Source organism: Mesorhizobium sp. M7A.F.Ca.CA.003.01.2.1, assembly GCF_003998945.1.
In the GTDB taxonomy this organism is placed as follows: Bacteria; Pseudomonadota; Alphaproteobacteria; order Rhizobiales; family Rhizobiaceae; genus Mesorhizobium; species Mesorhizobium ciceri.
This window is the reverse complement of the sequence record NZ_RZRA01001479.1, coordinates 1-784: the sequence shown is the minus strand read 5'-3', so window position 1 is coordinate 784 and position 784 is coordinate 1. Positions and strand designations below refer to the sequence as shown.

The window sequence follows — 784 nt, the reverse complement described above, 5'->3', positions numbered from 1 at the left end:
AGGCAAGCCGATGCGGATTTCCGTCGATGTCGGCCAGAACAGCGCCGATGCGAAGACCGCGTCGCTGGATGACGGGTCCGACACGCCCAGCGCCGGGCGCGCTCCGGCGATAGGGCTCGGCTTGATGGATATAACGCCCGACATTCGCCAGCAGATGAACCTAGCCGGCAAGCAGCACGGCGCGGTGGTTGCCAGCGTCAATCCCGACAAAGCCGCCGCCGCTTCCGGAATACAGGCCGGCGACATCATCGTTGCCGTCAATCAGGTGCCGGTTAAGAACGCCAGGCAGGTAACCCAGGCAATCGCGCAAGCCGGCAAGTCTGGCCGCAAGTCGGTGCTGTTGCTGGTCGAGCGTGGCGACGCTCAGATCTACATCGCGGTGCCTTTTGCCAATGGCTGAGTAATGGCCTTGACGTGAACGGGACCGGCAGGGTTCGTCGGCGACGATCCCCTCCGGCCTCCGGCCGTCAAGATTTTGGTTGCCCGCCACGACATCTTCGAGAACATTGCATCAGGCTGATGTCGGCCCGATGCAGGAGATTGCCGCGATGGTCACCCGAGGTTTCTCTTCAGGACGGCGCCCGCCAACCGATGACGATGCCCGCATCCCGCCCGGCCAATATCTGGAACAGGGTTTTCCGGTGCTGTCGGCCGGTCCGACGCCGCGCGTGCGCACCGAGGATTGGTTTTTCACGCTGAAACATGGGCCACGGCCGATCAAGAAATGGAACTGGGCCGAGTTCAACGCGCTGCCGCTGACCAAGATGACGCGCGATATCCATTG

Annotated in this window: 1 protein-coding gene and 1 pseudogene; both read left to right on the top strand. The window is 62.9% G+C overall.

All coding sequences use genetic code 11. The features are described from left to right. The coding region (locus tag EN969_RS33595; protein ID WP_127419896.1) for a PDZ domain-containing protein at window positions 1-400 on the top strand (400 nt) is incomplete at its 5' end. Between the two features lie 148 nt (window positions 401-548). Next, window positions 549-784: pseudogene (locus tag EN969_RS33590) on the top strand (sulfite oxidase-like oxidoreductase); the annotation flags it as partial.